At 69.3% G+C, this 18,424-nt stretch carries 20 protein-coding genes; 18 read left to right on the top strand and 2 right to left on the bottom strand.

Going from position 1 to position 18,424, the window contains the following annotated elements; translation table 11 throughout:
* Positions 1–438 precede the first annotated feature (438 nt).
* Entirely contained in the window at positions 439–1,713 is a 1,275-nt protein-coding gene (locus tag GGR66_RS01475; protein WP_160969059.1) for a cation:proton antiporter, read from the top strand.
* A gap of 71 nt (positions 1,714–1,784) precedes the next feature.
* A complete protein-coding gene (locus tag GGR66_RS01470; RefSeq protein ID WP_160969058.1) occupies positions 1,785–2,126 on the top strand; it encodes a zinc ribbon domain-containing protein in 342 nt (113 codons plus the stop codon).
* Positions 2,127–2,294: 168 nt separating this feature from the next.
* Here GGR66_RS01470 and GGR66_RS01465 read toward each other — a convergent pair whose 3' ends face one another.
* Complete coding sequence (locus GGR66_RS01465; protein WP_317845311.1) at positions 2,295–3,005, bottom strand: DUF3011 domain-containing protein; 711 nt, start codon at positions 3,003–3,005, stop codon at positions 2,295–2,297.
* A gap of 394 nt (positions 3,006–3,399) precedes the next feature.
* Between GGR66_RS01465 and aspS the strand changes: the two genes are divergently transcribed.
* The 5 genes from aspS (at position 3,400) to GGR66_RS01440 (ending at position 7,058) form a co-directional block, all read left to right on the top strand.
* A complete protein-coding gene (aspS, locus tag GGR66_RS01460; RefSeq protein ID WP_184446960.1) occupies positions 3,400–5,151 on the top strand; it encodes an aspartate--tRNA ligase in 1,752 nt (583 codons plus the stop codon).
* 33 nt (positions 5,152–5,184) lie between these two features.
* Positions 5,185–5,490, top strand: coding sequence for a DNA primase (locus tag GGR66_RS01455; RefSeq protein ID WP_184446959.1), 306 nt, complete (start codon positions 5,185–5,187; stop codon positions 5,488–5,490).
* 3 nt (positions 5,491–5,493) lie between these two features.
* The gene (locus tag GGR66_RS01450) at positions 5,494–6,012 is read left to right on the top strand and encodes a GNAT family N-acetyltransferase (RefSeq protein WP_184446958.1); all 519 of its coding nucleotides are present in this window, start codon (positions 5,494–5,496) and stop codon (positions 6,010–6,012) included.
* Positions 6,013–6,112: 100 nt separating this feature from the next.
* A complete protein-coding gene (locus GGR66_RS01445) occupies positions 6,113–6,424 on the top strand; it encodes an I78 family peptidase inhibitor (RefSeq protein WP_255421546.1) in 312 nt (103 codons plus the stop codon).
* Between the two features lie 7 nt (positions 6,425–6,431).
* Positions 6,432–7,058 carry an alpha/beta fold hydrolase gene (locus GGR66_RS01440; RefSeq protein WP_184446957.1) on the top strand — a complete coding sequence of 209 codons (627 nt, stop codon included), beginning with the start codon at positions 6,432–6,434 and terminating at the stop codon, positions 7,056–7,058.
* Positions 7,059–7,152: 94 nt separating this feature from the next.
* Here the strand turns inward: GGR66_RS01440 and GGR66_RS01435 are convergent, their stop codons facing one another.
* Complete coding sequence (locus GGR66_RS01435; protein ID WP_184446956.1) at positions 7,153–8,055, bottom strand: hypothetical protein; 903 nt, start codon at positions 8,053–8,055, stop codon at positions 7,153–7,155.
* A 282-nt stretch (positions 8,056–8,337) separates the two neighbouring features.
* On the opposite strand from GGR66_RS01435, the gene GGR66_RS01430 reads away from it, so the two are divergent.
* From GGR66_RS01430 to pal, 11 genes are all read left to right on the top strand, one after another.
* Entirely contained in the window at positions 8,338–9,072 is a 735-nt protein-coding gene (locus tag GGR66_RS01430; RefSeq protein ID WP_160969051.1) for a YebC/PmpR family DNA-binding transcriptional regulator, read from the top strand.
* An 82-nt stretch (positions 9,073–9,154) separates the two neighbouring features.
* Complete coding sequence (gene ruvC / locus GGR66_RS01425) at positions 9,155–9,757, top strand: crossover junction endodeoxyribonuclease RuvC (protein WP_221236339.1); 603 nt, start codon at positions 9,155–9,157, stop codon at positions 9,755–9,757.
* Positions 9,758–9,881: 124 nt separating this feature from the next.
* Complete coding sequence (ruvA, locus tag GGR66_RS01420; protein WP_160969820.1) at positions 9,882–10,466, top strand: Holliday junction branch migration protein RuvA; 585 nt, start codon at positions 9,882–9,884, stop codon at positions 10,464–10,466.
* 131 nt (positions 10,467–10,597) lie between these two features.
* Positions 10,598–12,439 carry a potassium transporter Kup gene (locus GGR66_RS01415; RefSeq protein ID WP_255421580.1) on the top strand — a complete coding sequence of 614 codons (1,842 nt, stop codon included), beginning with the start codon at positions 10,598–10,600 and terminating at the stop codon, positions 12,437–12,439.
* A gap of 131 nt (positions 12,440–12,570) precedes the next feature.
* Positions 12,571–13,605, top strand: a complete 1,035-nt coding sequence (gene ruvB / locus GGR66_RS01410; RefSeq protein WP_184446955.1) for a Holliday junction branch migration DNA helicase RuvB — start codon at positions 12,571–12,573, stop codon at positions 13,603–13,605.
* 23 nt (positions 13,606–13,628) lie between these two features.
* Complete coding sequence (gene ybgC / locus GGR66_RS01405; RefSeq protein ID WP_184447434.1) at positions 13,629–14,105, top strand: tol-pal system-associated acyl-CoA thioesterase; 477 nt, start codon at positions 13,629–13,631, stop codon at positions 14,103–14,105.
* Entirely contained in the window at positions 14,102–14,878 is a 777-nt protein-coding gene (gene tolQ / locus GGR66_RS01400) for a protein TolQ (RefSeq protein ID WP_160969814.1), read from the top strand. The genes ybgC and tolQ overlap by 4 nt, the downstream gene beginning before the upstream one ends.
* A 37-nt stretch (positions 14,879–14,915) precedes the next feature.
* Complete coding sequence (gene tolR / locus GGR66_RS01395) at positions 14,916–15,353, top strand: protein TolR (protein ID WP_160969813.1); 438 nt, start codon at positions 14,916–14,918, stop codon at positions 15,351–15,353.
* Positions 15,343–16,344, top strand: a complete 1,002-nt coding sequence (gene tolA / locus GGR66_RS01390) for a cell envelope integrity protein TolA (protein WP_184446954.1) — start codon at positions 15,343–15,345, stop codon at positions 16,342–16,344. Before tolR ends, tolA begins: the two co-directional genes overlap by 11 nt.
* Positions 16,345–16,515: 171 nt before the next feature.
* On the top strand, positions 16,516–17,835 hold the full coding sequence (gene tolB / locus GGR66_RS01385; RefSeq protein ID WP_148828954.1) for a Tol-Pal system beta propeller repeat protein TolB: 1,320 nt from the start codon (positions 16,516–16,518) through the stop codon (positions 17,833–17,835).
* Positions 17,836–17,903: 68 nt separating this feature from the next.
* Positions 17,904–18,422: a peptidoglycan-associated lipoprotein Pal gene (pal, locus tag GGR66_RS01380; RefSeq protein ID WP_048491898.1), complete on the top strand. Its 519-nt coding sequence runs from the start codon at positions 17,904–17,906 to the stop codon at positions 18,420–18,422.
* Positions 18,423–18,424 lie beyond the last annotated feature (2 nt).

Raw genomic sequence — 18,424 nt, 5'->3', positions numbered from 1 at the left:
GTGACCGCGATCTTGCGAATTCATGCATCATGCGCAAATCGGCATGAAAGACGAGCCTGGCACGATGCGGCGGCATGCGCCGCGGCAACTGGCGGCCGGTAGCTGAAGCGGCGTGGCGGCGCTTGTGCCGCCTTCCGGGAGTGGGGCGTTGGCGCGCGCCACCCAGATGGTGGACGGCTGGCCGCTAGGATTGCGCTCCAGCGAGATCGCTGCGTGTGTGACGCCGCCGTTGGTGCCCGCGTCAGGCACGGCTGCCGGCATGCGCGATGGTTTCTTCGCAGCGAGGCCGTGTCCTCGCGTAGACGTGCAGCCGCACTCCGGCGCCGCACGGGCGCGCGACCGTGCCCGGGGTCCGGCCGTGATGGCGTACCACACGAGCAAACCGGCATCATCGCCCGCTGCCGCCGCCGGCGGGCCCGCACTGGAACCTCCTGCCCGATGAGTCACGAACTGATCTACCTGCTGCTGATCTTCGCCCTGCTGGTGATCCCGCGCGCGTTGCAGCGCTTCAAGATGCCGGCGCCGCTGACCTGCCTGCTGTTCGGCATCATCGCGATGCTGGCGATGGGGCCGCGTGCGCACGACCCGGTGGTGACCCTGCTGGCCACGCTCGGCATCTCCTCGCTGTTCCTGTTCGCCGGCCTGGAAGTGGACCCGAAGGCGCTGCGCCGCGGCTTGTGGCCGCTGCTGCTGCACCTGGTGGTGCGCGGCGCCACCCTGTTCGGTGTCGGCTGGCTGGCCTGGCGATACGCCGGGCTGTCGTGGCAGGCGGCCGGATTGCTGGCGCTGGCCCTGCTGACGCCGTCCACCGGTTTCATCATCGAGTCGCTGGGGCGGCTTGGGTTGGACGAGGAAGAGCGGTTCTGGGTCACCAGCAAGGCCATCGCCGGCGAGCTGCTGGCGCTGGCGGCGCTGTTCGTGATCCTGCAGGCCGGCGATCCCTGGCAGATGGGCCTGTCCAGCCTGGCGCTGGTGGCGATGCTGGTCGGCCTGCCCCTGCTGTTCGTGGCCCTGGGGCGCTGGGTGGCGCCGCAGGCGCCGGGGTCGGAGTTCTCGCTGCTGGTGATGGTCGGCCTGATCGCCGCCTACATCACCTATTCGCTGGGCGTGTACTACCTGGTCGGCGCGTTCATCGCCGGGCTGGTGGCGCGGCTGCTGCGTCAGCGCATGCCGCTGCTGGCCTCCGACGAGAACCTGCAGGCGGTGCGCCTGTTCGCCTCGTTCTTCGTGCCGTTCTACTTCTTCAATGCCGGCACCAAGGTACCGAGCGGGGCGCTGAGCCTGCAGGCGCTGGGCCTGGGCCTGGCCCTGACCGCCTGCGTGCTGCCGCTGCGCATCGGCATCCTCTGGCTGCAGCGGCGGGTGCTGTTCGGCGAGGGCGCGCGCAGCAGCCTGCGGGTGTCGCTGGCCCTGTCGCCCACGCTGATCTTCACCCTGGTCCTGGCCGGGATCCTGCGCGACCGCTTCGCCATCGCTGACGCGCTGTTCGGCGCCTTGCTGCTGTACGCGGCCCTGACCACGCTGCTGCCGGCGTTGCTGCTGCGCATGCCGTTCGACGTCAGCCCGCTGGAAGCGGCGCCGCCTGCACCGGCCGATGCCGCCTCTGCGCAGGCGCCGGCCGAGCCGGTGGCGGAGGCGCCCGAGACGCCTGCGCCGACGCTGCCCGCGGGCGTGCCGGAGACGGCGCCGCGGCCCCAGCCCGGGCCGGCGTGAGCGAAGACGCTTGAAAGCCGGCGTGCGGCCCCCATACTGGCCGCCTCCGTTGCTCTCGCGTTTTTGCCGCCATGCCGATCTACGCTTTCCAATGTGCCGCATGCGGTCACAGCTTCGACCGCCTGCAGAAACTGTCCGATCCCGATCCGGAGACCTGTCCGTCCTGCGCCGCCCAGGCGGTCAAGCGCCAGCTCACCGCACCGGCGTTCCGCCTGTCCGGCAGCGGCTGGTACGAGACCGACTTCAAGAAGGACGGCGACAAGAAGCGCAACCTCGCCGAGTCGGGCAGCACCGGCGGTAGCGGGGACAGCAAGCCCGCAGCCGCAGCTGCGGCGTCCGACGCGCCGGCCAAGCCCGCGGCGGCGGCCACGCCCGCCGCGGCGCCCGCCGCAGCCAAGCCTGCGGCGACCTGAGTCGCGCCTCGGCCAACTGTCCGGTCGCTTCGCTCTTCGTAGGAGCGGCTTCAGCCGCGACCAGGCGTTACCCGGTCGCGGCTAATCCAAAAGAGCGGCAAGCGCCGCCCCTAACTCGACATATCACGCCATGCATCGGGCCGCGCGGGGCCCGGCGTTCGCCCTGGCTCAGCGCGCGCCGAAGCGTGCCCGGCAGCCGCCGTTGACCCACACCGTATTGCCTTCGTAGCCCCAGCTGCGGCCTTCCGCGCAGGTGGTGCCGGACAGTTGTTCGAGCAGCACCGGGCGGCCCTGGCGGCGATCCCAGGCGCAGGTGCGCAGGCGCTTGTCGTCGCTGCTGCAGGTCACCGTGTAACCGTTGTCCAGCGGCGGCCGGCCCGGTCCCCAGCCACCGCCGCCGCGGCCCTCGGCGAATTCGCCGCGACAGCCGTCGTCGACCCACACCGCGCCGTCGCGCGACCCCCAGGTGCGGCCCTCGATGCAGCGGGTGTCGGATAGCTGCCGCACCAGCGTGGCGTTGCGCCAGCCGGTCGGGCACACGCGCTGGCGCTGGTCCTGGCTTTCGCAGCGCACGGTGCCGGCCACGCCGCCACCACCACCGCCCCAGTTGCCGCCCGGTGCGCCGCGGCCTTCGACGAAGCGGCCGCGGCAGCCCTGGTCCACCCACACCACGCCGGGTGCCGAGCCCCAGGTGCGGCCTTCGATGCAGGGCGAATCGGACAGGGTGCCGACCAGCCGGGCTGGCCCGCGGAACGGCGTCGCGCATTGCTGGCGGCGGCGGTCGTTGCTGGAACAGGCGACGGTGCGGCCGTCGAAGCCCGGTTCCTGCCGCCAGCCATCGCCGCGGCCGCGCAGCGAAGTGGCGATGTCCTGCTGGATGTTGCCGAAGCCCCAGCCGCGGTCGATCTGGTCCAGGTAGAACTCGAGCTGATCGTCGGGGATCTGCCGGCCGCGCGACTGGTCGGCGTACTCGCGTTCGATCACCCGGACCCGGCCGGGGACCGACAGTTGCCGCAGGTCCTGCGGGGCGTAGGCGCGGGCGCTCTGGGCCGCCGCAGGTGCGCTGGTGAGGGCCAGTGCGGCGATCACCAGCCAACCGCCAAGGTGCTTCAACATGGGTTCTCTCCTCCCCGTGAATGGTGCGCGGACTATAGCCGCAGGCCAACTTAAGCCAGGATGAGCCATGCGCGATTTGCCCGCGCCGACGCGCCGCCGCAGAATACCGGGCTTGCTGGCGCCTTCTGCGCCGGCCGCCCCCTGTTTGGAGCTAGCGATGCGTACCCACTTCTGCGGCCTGGTCGACGAGACCCTGATCGGCCAAACCGTCACCCTGGCCGGCTGGACCGACGTGGCCCGCAATCTCGGCGGCGTGTGCTTCATCGACCTGCGCGACCACGAAGGCATCGTGCAGGTGATGGTGGAGCCGGAGAACGCGGAGGTGTTCAAGGTCGCCGCCAGCCTCGGCTACGAGGACGTGCTGCAGGTCGAGGGCGTGGTGCGTGCGCGGCATGCGGTCAACGACAAGCTGCGCAGCGGCAAGGTCGAAGTGATCGCCACGTCCATCACCGTGCTCAACAAGGCCGCGCCGCTGCCGTTCCATGCGCACGAGAACCCGGGCGAGGAAACCCGCCTGAAGTACCGCTACCTGGACCTGCGCCGTCCGGAGATGCAGCGCATGCAGCGCACCCGCATCAAGCTGGTGCAGGCGCTGCGCCGCTACCTGGACGAGCGCGGCTTCCAGGACATCGAGACCCCGATCCTGACCAAGGCCACCCCGGAAGGCGCGCGCGACTTCCTGGTGCCGGCGCGCATGCATCCGGGCGAGTTCTACGCGCTGCCGCAGTCGCCGCAGCTGTTCAAGCAGATCCTGATGGTGGCCGGCTTCGACCGCTACTACCAGATCGCGCGCTGCTTCCGCGACGAGGCGCTGCGCGCCGACCGCCAGCTCGAGTTCACCCAGCTCGACATGGAGTTCGCCTTCGTCCGCGAGCGCGACGTGCAGGACTTCGTCGAAGCCATGGTCCGCGCCATCTTCAAGGAGGTGGTCGACGTCGAACTGGCCGCCGAATTCCCGCGCATGACCTGGGCCGAGGCCATGCGCCGCTACGGCTCGGACAAGCCGGACCTGCGCATCGCGCTGGAGCTGACCGACGTGGCCGATCTGGTCAAGGACAGCGACTTCGCGGTGTTCAGCGCCGCGGCCGCCGATCCCGACGGCCGCGTCGCCGCGCTGCGCATTCCCGGCGGCGCCAGCCTCTCGCGCAAGCAGATCGACGAGTACGCCGCGCATGCCGCCAAGTACGGCGCCAAGGGCCTGGCCTACGTCAAGATCGCCGACAGCGGTGAGATCAGCTCGCCGATCCAGAAGTTCTTCGGCGAGGCCGCGTTCGCCGCGCTGCTCGCCCACGTCGGCGCCGGCAACGGCGACATCGTGTTCTTCGGCGCCGGCGCCTACGGCAAGGTCTCCGACTTCATGGGCGCGCTGCGCCTGAAGGCCGGCAAGGACTTCAACCTGGTCGCCGACGGCTGGCGGCCGCTGTGGGTCACCGACTTCCCGATGTTCGAGTGGGACGAGGAGGCGCAGCGCTACGTCGCCCTGCACCACCCGTTCACCGCGCCGGCGGTGGACGACATCGCCGAGTTGCGCACGCATGCCAAGACCGCGGTGTCGCGCGGCTACGACATGGTGCTCAACGGCAACGAGATCGGCGGCGGTTCGATCCGCATCCATCGCCCGGACATGCAGAGCGCGGTGTTCGAGCTGCTCGGCATCGGTGCCGAGGAAGCACGCGCCAAGTTCGGCTTCCTGCTGGATGCGCTGAACTACGGCGCGCCGCCGCATGGCGGCATCGCCTTCGGCATCGACCGCATCGCCGCGCTGATGGCCGGTACCGAGTCGATCCGCGACGTGATCCCGTTCCCCAAGACCACCGGCGCGCAGGACCTGATGACCGACGCGCCGTCGCCGATCGCCGACGCGCAGCTGGCCGAAGTGCACGTGCAGGTGCGCCCGCGGACGCAGTGACTCCTTTCCTCCAACCGTAGCGCAGGCCGACACATGAGCGAGACCGCATTCAATCTGGAGTGGGAAACCCTCGGCAACGAGGGCGCAATGGAGGCCATCGTCACCCAGCGCGCGCGCGTGTTCGGCGGCTGGCTGGTGCGCGCCGGCAGCGGCGCCAACGCGCCGCTGGCGTTCGTGCCGGATCCGGAGGGCCGTTGGGACGGCGAGGACTTCGGCGAGGACGATTACGAGTACGAGGAAGACGAAGAGGGAGAGGAAGAAGAGGACGAGGACGAGGAAGGCGACGACGAAGACGAGGACGACGGCGAGGACGCCGACCCCGCGCACCCGGCGCGCTGAGCCGTGCGCATCCGTCGCGCCACGCCGGACGATGCCGCGGCGGTGACCCGCATCGCCACGGCCACCTTCTGCGAAACCTTCGGCCATCTGTATCCCGCGCAGGACCTGCAGGCCTTCCTCGACGAGGCCTATTCGCTGGAGCGTGCCCAGGTCGTGCTGGCGCATCCGGACTGCGCGATCTGGCTGGTCGAGCACGACGGCGCGGTGGTCGGGCATGCCGCGGCCGGCCCCTGTGGCCTGCCGCACGCCGAGGTACGCCCCGGCGACGGCGAACTGAAGCGGCTGTACCTGCTGCGCGCACACCAGAACGGCGGTTGGGGCGCGCGGCTGTTCGATACCGCCCTGGCCTGGCTGGAACGCGACGGCCCGCGCACGCTGTGGGTGGGCGTGTGGTCGGAGAACCTGGGGGCGCAGCGTTTCTATGCGCGCTACGGCTTCGAGAAGGTCGGCACCTACGAATTCCCGGTGGGGCAGGTGCGCGATCTCGAATTCATCCTGCGCCGGCCGCCGCGCGCGGCCTGACGCCGTGCGGCCGGGCCCGGTCCCGGCACCGCCGCGTCGACATCGCGGCAACGAGGGCGCGTTAGAGTGCAGGCCTGTCCAGCCTGCAGGAGAACGCGCCATGTTCCGACCGTGGATGGGAATCGCCGCCGTGCTGCCGCTGCTGGCCGCGTGCGAGCCGCCGGCGGCGTTGCAGCCGGCCAGTGCCGGCCCCGCCGTGCAGGGCGATGGCCGCTGCAATGTCGACGCGGTGGCCTGGGCCGTCGGCCAGGAAGCCACCCAGGCGACCATGAGCCGGGTCTGGAAGGAGAGCGGAGCCGGCGTGGTGCGGCCGATCGCGCCGGGCCAGGCGGTGACCCGCGACCTGCGCCTTGACCGGCTCAATGTGTTCCTGGATGGCAGCAATCACATCGTCCGCACCACCTGCGGTTGAGCCGCCGATGGCCGCCGCGCCGCAGGTGCTGTTGCTGCACGGCATCTGGAACGCGCGGCCATGGCTGCTGCCGCTGGCGCTACGCCTGCGCCGCGCCGGCTGGCGGGTCGCCAGTTTCGGCTATTCGACCGCCGTCGGCGGCGCCGAGGCCGCGCTGCCGCGGCTGCACGCGCGCATCGAGCGCCTGGCCGTTGCCGGCCCGGTGGCCCTGGTCGGGCATAGCCTCGGCGGCCTGATCGCGTTGCAGGCCTTGCGGCAGGCGCCCTCGTTGCCGGTGACCCGCGTGGTGTGCCTGGGCAGTCCCTTGGCCGGCAGTGCCGCCGCGCGCGCCCTGGCGCAGCGGCGGCTGGGCGTGGCGCTGGGCCGCAGCGCGGCGCTGTTGCAGCAGGGCGTGGCGTGCTGGGACGGGCCGGCCGAGGTCGGCATGATCGCCGGCACCGTGGCGCGCGGGTTGGGCGCTCGCTTCGCCGCGCTGGGGCCCGAGTCCGACGGCAGCGTGGCCCTGGCCGAGACCTGCGTGCCCGGCCTGGGCGATCATTGCCGGGTGCGCGCAAGCCACAGCGGCCTGCTGTTCTCGGCGGACGCCGCGCGGCAGACCGCCGCCTTCCTACGCGATGGGCGCTTCGCTGCCTGAGTCGGTTTGTCGGAACCGACCATCCCGCGGCAGCGGCTGGCGCCGCGTCGGGGTGTCCGCCACGACGCGGCGCCGGCCGGGGCGATACCGTCGCTCAGGGCGTCACGAAGGTCTTCAACCAGTCCAGGGTGGGGTTGAGCGCCCAGGCGGCGGTGCCGCTGCGGTAGTTGCCGTCGACCAGAATGCCGGTGCACTGGGTGCCGGGATAGCCGCCGAAGCCCATGAAGCAGTGGTCTGCGTAGAGGTCCTGCACCTCCCGGTCCTTGACGACGTACCAGCCGCTGCCGTTGCTGCGGAAGCACGACTGCTGCCCGTCGCAGCGCAGGCCGGTGACCAGTTGCGCCTGCGATCGGGCGATGTTCTCGGTGCCGCCGACGAACATGTCGCGCTCGCCGTTGATGATGCGCAGGCGATCGGAGGGCAGGCTGTGGTTGCCGTCGGCGATGCAGGACGCCAGGTTGTAGTAGGCGGTGTAGGTCGTGCCGGTGCCCTGGCCGAACGAGGCGGCGACCCGGGGATCGTAGTCGTGCGCCAGCACCGAGATGATCGAGCCCTGGCTGAGGCCGCCGGTCACCACACCCTTGGAGCAGTCGGCCTTGCCGCGGGCGCAGAGTTGGGCGAGGGCGCTGTTGAGATTCTGCGCATCGAAGATGGCCTTGGCGCGGTTGCCGATGACGCCGCAGCTGCCGAAGCTGGCGTTGTCGTACTCCACCGAGGCGGCCACGAAGCCCTTGGCCGCCGCGGCATTCACTGCGGCCATCGCCCAATTGCTCTGGTAGTTCTCGCCGGTCCCGCCGATATGCACATAGACCGGGTACTTGCCCGCCGCGCGGGGTTCCTGGCCGCTGATCGAATAGGTGGTGAAGCCGGCCCTGTAGCTGCCCCTGAAGGCATCGGTCTGGGCGCTGGCGAGGCCCGGGGCGGCGAGGGCGAGCAGGCCCAGGCAGCGCAGGGCCAGCGACAGGAACGGGGCGGGGGCGGAGGGGCTACGGAACATGTGGGATCTCCTTTGGTGCGAAGGAACGCGGGCGCGATTTGCGCGTTCAGCCTCCAGGTGGGGCCTTACAGTTCTGGCAGCGATGTGGCGCGCATGGGTAGACAGTCCGCCAAGGATTGATGGGCAGCACGGGGCCGCGCGCGCTGGAGCGGGCGCCGCCGGGGGAACGGGTTGCATGCGCCGGTCGCATGCGCGGTCGGTCGTCGGCGCGGCCGGACCCCGGGATGCCTGCGGCATCAGGTAAAATCCGCGCCTTGTCCTTATAACTGTCCGGAACGCCCCATGGGTAGAGGCCCCTCGATCGAAGCCCGCAAGAACGCATCCGATGCGAAGCGCGGCAAGATTTTCACCAAGATCATCCGCGAGATCGGCGTCGCCGCGCGCGCCGGCGGCGGCGATCCGTCCAACAACCCGCGGCTGCGCGTGGCGATGGACAAGGGGCTGGCCTCGAACATGTCCAAGGACGTGATCGAGCGCGCGATCAAGAAGGCCACCGGCGAGCTGGAAGGCGTGGAGTACGAGGAAGTGCGCTACGAGGGCTATGCCCCGGGCGGGGTGGCGGTGATCGTCGACTGCCTGACCGACAACCGCGTGCGCACCGTGGCCGACGTCCGCCACGCCTTCAGCAAGTGCGGCGGCAACATGGGCACCGACGGCTCGGTGGCCTTCATGTTCAAGCGCCTGGGCGTGCTCAGCTTCGCCGCCGGCGCCGACGAGGAAAAGATCACCGAGGCCGCGATCGAGGCCGGTGCCGACGACATCGTGGTCTACCCCGAGGACGGCGCGATCGACGTGCTGACCGCGCCGGAGGCGTTCCAGGCGGTCAAGGACGCCATGGACGCGGCCGGCCTGTCCCCCGACCACGCCGACATCACCTTCCGCGCCGACAACGACATCGCCGTGGACGGCGACACCGCGGTGCAGGTGCGCAAGCTGCTGGACATGCTGGAAGACCTGGACGACGTGCAGAACGTCTATTCCAACGTGGACCAGGCCGCGCTGAGTGACGGTGGCTGACACCATGAAACCCGGGGCCCGTGGCCCGGGACCCCGGACCCGGAAGGCCGCTGTGCCGATGCCGGAGGCATTGCAGACGTCGATGACGGCCACGGGCATCGCTGCCCGCACGGGCGCTGCTTTCCCGAATCCCGAATCCCGAATCCCGAATCCCGGCTCCACCACCACCCGCATCCTCGGCATCGACCCCGGCTCGCAACGCACCGGCGTCGGCATCATCGACGTGGACGCGGCTGGCCGCACTCGCCACGTGCATCACGCCCCGCTGCTGCTGCTGGGCGAGGGTGATTTCGCGCTGCGGCTCAAGCGCCTGCTGTACGGGCTGGATGCGCTGATCGAGGAGTACCGGCCGCAGGAAGTGGCGATCGAGCGGGTATTCATGGGCAAGAGCGCCGACGCGGCGCTGAAGCTCGGCCATGCCCGCGGCGCGGCGATCTGCGCGGCGGTGCTGCGCGAGCTGCCCGTACACGAGTACGCCGCCAAGGAGATCAAGCTCGCCGTGGTCGGCAAGGGCGCGGCGGAGAAGCAACAGGTGCAACACATGGTCGGTCTCATGCTGAGCCTGACCGGCAAACTTCAGGCCGACGCCGCCGACGCGCTGGCCGTCGCGATCACCCATGCCCACGTGCGCGCCACCGCGCAGCGCCTGGGCGTCAGCACGCAGCAGGCTTGGAGTAGAAAATGAGTGGAGCGGGGATTGGGGATTCGGGATTGGGGATTGGCAACAGCCGCGCGCGTGCGCGCCGGCCCCGCTTTGACGAATCCCCAATCCCCAATCCCCAATCCCGGCGCCTCCAAGGAGGCGCCCAATGATCGGCCGTCTGCGCGGGATCCTGGCCTACAAGCAGCCGCCGTGGCTGGTGATCGATGTGGGCGGGGTGGGCTATGAGCTGGAGGCGCCCATGAGCACCTTCTACGACCTGCCCGACGTCGGTCGCGACGTGATCCTGTTCACCCACTATGCGCAGAAGGAGGACAGCGTGTCGCTGTACGGCTTTCTGCGCGAGGGCGAGCGGCGCCTGTTCCGCGACGTGCAGCGGGTCAGCGGGATCGGCGCGAAGATCGCGCTGGCGGTGCTGTCCGGCGTCAGCGTCGACGAATTCGCGCGGTTGATCACCGCCGGCGACGTCACCGCGCTGACCCGCATCCCCGGCATCGGCAAGAAGACCGCCGAGCGCATGGTGGTGGAACTGCGCGACCGTGCGGCCGACTTCAGCGGCGGCGCGCCGGTGACCGGGCAACTGGGCCCCGACGCGGTCTCCGAGGCCACGGTGGCGCTGCAGCAGCTCGGCTACAAGCCGGCCGAGGCGGCGAAGATGGCGCGCGACGCCGCCGCCGACGGCGACGAGGTCGCCACGGTGATCCGCAAGGCCCTGCAAGCGGCCCTGCGCTGACCGCCCGGTCGGCTCGGCCTCCCGCTCTTTCTTCACGTTCTGGCGCTACTCTTCCCACCATGTCCAGCTCCTCCAGTTCCGCCGCCCGCCCGGGCAGCCACGATCCGCATGCCAAAACGGGCCTGGGGGTAATGCTGACCGCCATCGGCGTGGTCTTCGGCGACATCGGCACCAGTCCGCTGTACACGCTCAAGGAGGCGTTCTCGCCGCACTACGGCTTGTCCCCGGACCACGACACCGTGCTGGGCATCCTGTCGCTGGTGTTCTGGGCGCTGATGCTGGTGGTCACGCTCAAGTACGTCACCGTGATCATGCGCGCCGACAACGATGGCGAGGGCGGCATCATGGCGCTGACCGCGCTGGCGCAGCGCACCCTGCCGGGCGGCTCGCGCTCGATGTATGTGGTCGGCATCCTCGGCATCTTCGGCGCCTCGCTGTTCTTCGGCGACGGCGTGATCACCCCGGCCATCTCGGTGCTGTCGGCGGTGGAAGGCCTGGAGGTGGCCGCGCCCAAGCTGGAACCGTTCGTGGTGCCGATCACCCTGGTGGTGCTGGGGATGCTGTTCATGGCCCAGCGCTACGGCACCGAGCGGGTGGGCAAGGCGTTCGGGCCGATCACCCTGGTCTGGTTCCTGGCGCTGGGCGCGATCGGCGTCTACAACATGGCGCGGGCGCCAGAAGTGCTGCAGGCGCTGAACCCCTGGTGGGGCGTGCGCTTCTTCGCCGAACACAACTGGCATGCGGTGTTCGTGCTCGGCGCGGTGGTGCTGGCGGTGACCGGCGGCGAGGCGCTGTACGCGGACATGGGCCATTTCGGCGCCAAGGCGATCCGGCGCTCGTGGAATTTCCTGGTGCTGCCGATGCTGACCCTGACCTACCTGGGGCAGGGCGCGCTGGTGCTGCGCGACCCGGCCGCGGTCAGCAACCCGTTCTACGAGGCGGTGCCGGAGTGGGCGCTGTATCCGATGATCGTGCTGGCCACCGCGGCCACGGTGATCGCCTCGCAGGCGCTGATCACCGGCGCCTATTCGGTGGCCAGCCAGGCCATGCAGCTGGGCTACATCCCGCGCATGCACATCCGCCACACCTCGCATTCCACCATCGGCCAGATCTACGTGCCGGCGGTGAACTGGTGCCTGCTGGCGCTGGTGGTGGTGGCGGTGATCGGCTTCGGCGACTCGACCTCGCTGGCCACCGCCTACGGCGTCTCGGTCACCGGCACCATGCTGATCACCACCGTGCTGATGATCATCTACGCGCGGGCCAACCCGCGCGTGCCGGCGCCGCTGCTGTGGCTGTTCGGGCTGGTGTTCCTGGCGGTGGACTGCGCGTTCTTCTACGCCAACATCATCAAGTTCCTGGACGGCGCCTGGTTCCCGCTGCTGCTGGGCCTGATCCTGTTCACGCTGATGCGCACCTGGCGCCGCGGCCGCAAGCTGCTGCACGACGAGATCCGCAAGGATGGCATCAAGCTCGACACCTTCCTGCCCGGGCTGATGCTGGCGCCGCCGGTGCGCGTGCCCGGCACCGCGGTGTTCCTGACCGCCGACCCGATGGTGGTGCCGCACGCGCTGATGCACAACCTCAAGCACAACAAGGTCCTGCACGAGCGCAACGTGTTCCTGACCGTCGAAACCCTGCAGGTGCCGTACGCGGCCGCCGGGCAGCGGCTGAAGATCGACGCGATCGGCGACGAGTTCTACCGGGTCTACGTGCGCTTCGGTTTCATGGAGACCCCGGACGTGCCGCTGGCGCTGATGCGCTCCTGCGACCAGGGCGGGATCTACTTCGACCCGATGGACACCACCTATTTCGCCAGCCGCGAGACCATCGTGGCCAGCGCCAACCGCGGCATGCCGATCTGGCGCGACAAGCTGTTCGCGGTCATGCATCGCAACGCCGCCCCCGCCACCGGCTTCTTCCGCATCCCCGGCAACCGCCTGGTGGAACTGGGCGCGCAGGTGGAGATCTGAGGCCGCCTGCGGCGGCCGGGATTGGGGAGTGGGGATTCGGGATTGGTCAAGGCCATGGCGCCGAGACCGTCCCACAGCCGATACTATTGCGCTACCAATCCCGAATCCCCACTCCCCAATCCCGGCTTTAAATGGACCGCATCATCGCCAGCAGCGCCACCCGCGAGGATGACGCGGCCGAGGCCAGCATCCGCCCCAAGCGACTGGACGATTACCTCGGCCAGCAGCCGGTGCGCGAGCAGCTGTCGATCTACATCGAAGCGGCCAAGGCGCGCGGCGAGGCGATGGACCATGTGCTGATCTTCGGGCCGCCCGGCCTGGGCAAGACCACGCTGAGCCATGTCATCGCCAACGAGCTCGGGGTCAACCTGCGGGTCACGTCCGGCCCGGTGATCGAGAAGGCCGGCGACCTGGCCGCGCTGCTGACCAACCTGCAGCCGCACGACGTGCTGTTCATCGACGAGATCCACCGGCTGTCGCCGGTGGTCGAGGAAGTGCTGTACCCGGCGATGGAAGACTTCCAGATCGACATCATGATCGGCGAGGGCCCGGCCGCGCGTTCGATCAAGATCGACCTGCCGCCGTTCACCCTGATCGGCGCCACCACCCGCGCCGGCCTGCTGACCGCGCCCTTGCGCGACCGCTTCGGCATCGTCCAGCGCCTGGCCTTCTACACCCCGGACGAGCTGGCGCAGATCGTGCGCCGCTCCGCCAGCATCCTCGGCATCGCCTGCAACGCCGACGGCTGCGCCGAGATCGCGCGCCGCGCGCGCGGCACCCCGCGCATCGCCAACCGCCTGCTGCGGCGGGTCCGCGACTTCGCCCAGGTGCGCGCCGGCGGGCAGATCGACCTGGCGGTGGCGCAGGCCGCCACGCAGATGCTCAAGGTCGACGCCGAGGGCTTCGACGAGCTGGACCGGCGCATGCTGCGCACCATCATCGAGTACTTCGACGGCGGCCCGGTCGGCGTCGAGTCGCTGGCCGCCTCGCTGTCGGAGGAACGCGGCACCCTGGAGGACGTGATCGAGCCCTTCCTGATCCAGCAGGGCTACCTGATCCGCACCGCCCGCGGGCGCATGGCCACCAACAAGGCGTATCTGCACTTGGGCTTGCAGCCCAAGCGGGATTCGGGAATGGGGATTGGCGATACAGGAGCGCTGTTTTGACCGCGATCGACCCGAACGCGCCTCTGCCCGGCGAATCCCCACTCCCGAATCCCCAATCCCCGCGGCTATTCAGTTGGCCGACACGCGTCTACTGGGAAGATACCGACGCCGGTGGCGTGGTCTACCACGCGCGCTACGTGGCCTTCCTGGAGCGGGCGCGCACGGAGTGGTTGCGGGCGTTGGGGTATGGTCAGGAGCGTCTGCGCCTGCAACACGATCTGGTGTTCGCAGTACGCGCGATGCAGCTCGACTTCCTGCGCCCGGCACGCCTGGACGATTCCCTGCAGGTCGGCGTCGCGCTGTCGCAATGCAAGCGCGCCAGCCTGGTGTTCGCGCAGTCGATCCACCGCGACGACGGGGAGCTGCTGTTGCGCGCGCAGGTGCGGGTGGCGGCGCTCAGCGCCGGCAGCTTCCGCCCGCGCGGCATGGACGACGCGCTGCACGATGTATTGAAAGTTCTTGAAATCACTGAAGCCGAATTACTGAGGAACGACGGATGATCGCATTGCTCCTGGCCCTGCAGGACACGGTGGTGGAGGCGCTGCCGCAGGACGTGACCCAGACCGCCACCCAGGCCGTCGCCAACACCGCCGCCCACGGCGGCATCAATTACCTGGACCTGATGGTCAAGGCCAGCCTGCCGGTCAAGGTGATCGTGCTGCTGCTGCTGCTCGGCTCGCTGATCAGTTGGGTCATCATCTTCCGCAAGGGCAAGGTGTTCAAGGACGCCAACCGCGAGGCCGACGACTTCGAGAACCGCTTCTGGTCCGGCACCGATCTCAGCAAGCTCTACGCCGGCGCCACCGACCGCAACCGCGTGGTCGGCGGGCTGGAGGCGATCTTCGAGGCCGGTTTCCGCGAGTTCGCCCGCCTGCGCGACAAGCGCCGGCTGGATGCGCGCATCCAGCTGGAAGGCGCGCAGCGGGCGATGCGCGCGACCTATGCGCGCGAGGTCGACCGCCTCGAGCGCAACCTGGAACTGCTCGCCAACATCGGCTCCACCGCGCCCTACGTGGGCCTGGTCGGCACCGTGTTCGGCATCATGGTGACCATGCACGACATGATCAACAGCGGCCAGCAGGCGGGCATCGCCGCGGTCGCGCCAGGCATCTCCGAAGCGCTGTTCGCCACCGCCATCGGCCTGTTCGTGGCGATCCCGGCGGTATGGGCCTACAACCGCTTCACCACCCGCGTCGAGCGGCTGGCGGTGCGTTTCGAGACCTTCTCCGAAGAGTTCAGCTCCATCCTGCAGCGCCAGGCCAGCGGCGACTGAGCGTCGCCCGCCTGTCCACGACTCCCAGGATTCCCGCATGACTGCCGCCATTTCCCGCCGCAAGCGCCGCAAGCTCAAGTCCGAGATCAACGTCGTGCCGTACATCGACGTGATGCTGGTGCTGCTGATCATCTTCATGGTCACCGCGCCCTTGCTCAGCCTGAGCGTGGACGTGGACCTGCCCGATTCCACCGCGCGCTCGGTGGAAAGCAAGAAGGATCCGGTGATCGTCACCGTCGATGCCCAGGGCCACTACACGCTGACCCTGCAGGACGGCAAGCCGGAGAAGATCGCCGCGCCGGAACTGAAGGCGAAGATCCAGGCCTTCGTCGGCCAGAACAAGGACGTGCCGGTGTTCGTCGCCGCGCCCGGCAGTTCCAACTATCAACTGGTCATGGACACCATGGTCATGCTGCAGCAGGCCGGCGTTCCCAAGGTCGGCCTGATGAGTCAGCCCGGAAACAATGCACGCTGAAGCCGATTCCCGCCCGCCGCAGCACCGCGGCGACGACAAGGGGCTGATCTTCGGGGTCGCCCTGGCGTTGCTGGTGCATGTGCTGATCGCACTGCTGTTCTTCCTGGCCTGGTGGTGGTCGCCGGTGCGCCAGGTCGAACCGGCCGCCGGTTCGCCGATGGTCGAGGCCTCGCTGGTGGTCTCGGCCGCCGACGTGCGCTCGGCGCAGAAGGCGGTCAAGGACGCGCCCAAGCCCTTGCCCGAGCCGCTGCCCGAGCCGGTCAAGGACGTCGCCGAGGAAGACACGGTGCCGCCGCCGCAGCCGCTCCCCACGCCCAAGCCGCAGCAGGCGCCGACGCCGCAGCAGCAGAAGGCGCAGGACTTCGTCCCGGTGCCCGACAAGGTCGACCAGGACCGCGCCACACGCACCGCGATCTCCCAGGAAAAGGAGAAGCAGGAGCAGGAGGCCAAGCGCCGCCAGGAACAGATCGACCTGACCGAGCAGAAGCGCCAGCAGGAGGCCGAGCAGAAGCAGCGCCTGGCCGCGCAGCAGGAAGAGGAGCGGCAGAAGAAGATCGCCGACATCCGCAAGCAGCGCGAGCAGGCCCAGCGCGAGGCCAAGCTGGCCGAGCAGAAACTGCAGCAGATCGCCGACCTGAACGCCAAGAAGGCGTCGGCGGCCGCGGCCACCACGCCGCAGCAGGCGCCGGGCCAGAACGGCACCAACACCGACCTGCAGGCCAAGTACGCCGCGGCGATCCAGCAGGCGGTGCTGAGCCAGTGGGTGCGCCCGGATTCGGTGCCGCTGGGGCAGAAGTGCAAGATCGTGATCACGCAGATTCCCGGTGGTCAGGTGATGGAGGCCAAGGTCAGCCCCGACTGTCCCTACGACGAGGCCGGCCGGCGCTCGATCGAAGCGGCGGTGTTGCGTGCGCAGCCACTGCCTTATCGGGGCTTCGAGACCGTTTTCTCGCGCACTCTGACCTTCAACTTCACCGCCCAGGACCAATGAGCCCGGCCGCCGCCGATGTGTTTGCGTGCGGCAGGCCATCCACCGGACAGGCGATGGGCGATAATGGAGAGCGTCCTGCCATCGGCTTCACATGGCGATGGTTCATGATTGCGAATACGTTCACCCGCGCATTGCTATCTCTTGCGCCTTTCCGATCCTGCTGAGCGAACCATGAAGAAACTGCCGCGCTGGCTTGCCGTTCTTACCGCCCTGTTGTTGCCTCTCGCCGCATCCGCGCAGGACAAGGGCCTGGAAATCGACATCGTCGGCGGCAATGCCTCGGCGACCCCGATCACCGTCGTGCCGATGCCGTACCAGGGATCGGCGACTCCGCCGAGCACCGACGTCGCCGCCGTTGTCCGCGCCGACCTGGATCGCTCCGGTCAGTTCCGCAATCTGCCCGAGTCGCAGATCGTCGAGCGCCCGACCCGCGGCAGCGAGGTGCAGTTCGCCACCTGGCGCGCGCTCAAGCAGAGCTATCTGGTCGTCGGCCGGGTGATGGATGCCGGCGAAGGCGCTTACCGCGTCGAGTACGAACTGTTCGACGTGGGCAAGGGCGAGCGCATGCTCGGCCTGGCGATGACCGCCCGCGCCAACGCCATGCGCGACGTCGCCCACCAGATGGCCGATGCCATCTACGAGAAGATCACCGGCGTGCGCGGCGCGTTCTGGACCCGCATCGCCTACGTCACCGCCAGCGGCAAGGGCGGGGCGATGCGCTATGCGCTGATGGTCGCCGACTCCGACGGCTACAACCCGCAGACGATCGTCCGCTCGGCCGAGCCGCTGCTGTCGCCGAACTGGAGCCCGGACGGCAAGAAGCTGGCCTACGTGAGCTTCGAGCGCGGCAACTCCTCCATCTACATCCAGGACATCGCCACCGGCGCGCGCCAGCTGGTGTCCAGCTTCCGCGGCATCAACGGCGCCCCGTCGTTCTCGCCGGACGGCAAGAAGCTGGCGCTGGCGTTGTCGCGCAGCGGCAACCCGGAGATCTACGTGATGGATCTGGGCAGCAAGCAGCTGACCCAGCTGACCAACCACTTCGGCATCGACACCGAGCCGACCTGGGCGCCGGACGGCAACAGCATCTACTTCACCTCCGACCGCGGCGGCCGCCCGCAGATCTACCAGGTGCCGGCGACCGGCGGCAGCGCCACCCGCATCACCTTCCAGGGCAACTACAACGCCACCCCGAGCGTGTCCTTCGACGGCAACAAGCTGGTCGTGGCCCAGGGCAGCGGCAACACCTACAAGATCGCGATGATGGACCGCAGCCTGGGTTCGCCGCGCTGGAGCACCCTGTCGACCGGTTCGCTGGACGAGTCGCCGAGCTTCGCCCCCAACGCCAGCATGGTGCTGTATGCGGCGCGTGAAGGCGGCCGTGGCGTGCTGTACGCGGTCTCGGCCGATGCCCGCGTGCGGCAGCGCCTGGTGCTCGCCGATGGCGACGTGCGCGAGCCGTCCTGGTCGCCGTATCGCACTGCACGTTGACATGTAAGTTTGGTGTTAATATTTCGCTGTTGAACCCCTCATCGGCCCAGGAGCCACAAGGTATCCCCATGAACAAGACCACCCGCGTTCTGCTTGTTTCGCTGTTGTCCGTTGCAGCTCTGGCCGGCTGCGCCAAGAAGGTCAAGGAACAGCCCCAGACCGACACCACCGGCACCACCGGCACCACCGCCCCGACCGGCCCGTCGACCTCCGGTCTGTACGGCCCGGGCGACCTGGAGACCGATTCCTGCCTGCGTCAGCGCGTGGTCTACTTCGATCTGGACAAGGATGCCGTGAAGCCGGAATTCCAGGCGATCATGGCGTGCCACGCCAAGTACCTGCGTGACCGTCCGTCCTCGCGCATCACCCTGCAGGGCAACACCGACGAGCGCGGTTCGCGCGAGTACAACATGGGCCTGGGCGAGCGTCGTGCCAACGCCGTGTCCTCGGCGCTGCAGGCCAACGGCGGCTCGGCTGCGCAGCTGACCGTGGTCAGCTACGGCGAAGAGCGTCCGGTCTGCACCGAGTCGAACGAGTCCTGCTGGTCGCAGAACCGTCGCGTCGAGATCGTCTACACGGCGCAGTAAGA

The organism is Xanthomonas sp. 3498 (genome assembly GCF_014199795.1).
Taxonomy (GTDB): domain Bacteria; phylum Pseudomonadota; class Gammaproteobacteria; order Xanthomonadales; family Xanthomonadaceae; genus Xanthomonas_A; species Xanthomonas_A rydalmerensis.
Note: the sequence above shows the minus strand (reverse complement) of the source record. Positions and strands in the feature narration are given on the sequence as shown.